1 protein-coding gene is annotated in these 316 nt (G+C 74.7%); it reads right to left on the bottom strand.

Annotated elements, in window-relative coordinates:
• A partial coding sequence (locus JHD80_RS28920; protein ID WP_248311824.1) for an NAD-dependent epimerase/dehydratase family protein occupies positions 1-316 on the bottom strand: 316 nt, incomplete at both ends.

Below are 316 nucleotides of genomic sequence, written 5' to 3'. Positions count from 1 at the left end.
CCCCCCCCCCCCCCCCCCCCCCCCCCCCCCCCCCCCCCCCCCCCCCCCCCCCCCCCCCCCCCCCCCCCCCCCCCCCCCCCCCCCCCCCCCCCCCCCCCCCCCCCCCCCCCCCCCCCTTTTTCAAGCCGAAGACGGCATACGAGATCGCGCCTAGAGTCTCGTGGGCTCGGAGATGTGTATAAGAGACAGCCGTGAAGAAGCGCAGGCCCGTCGTCGGGATGCCGTAGAGATGGGCATAGGAATGCGCCATCAACTCGTTGGCGCGCTTCGTCGCGGCATAGAGCGAGACCGGATGGTCGGCGCCGTCATGCTCGCT

Source organism: Allobosea sp. ASV33 (genome assembly GCF_016428755.1).
Taxonomy (GTDB): Bacteria; Pseudomonadota; Alphaproteobacteria; order Rhizobiales; family Beijerinckiaceae; genus Allobosea.
This window is presented reverse-complemented; position numbering and strand designations above follow the sequence as displayed.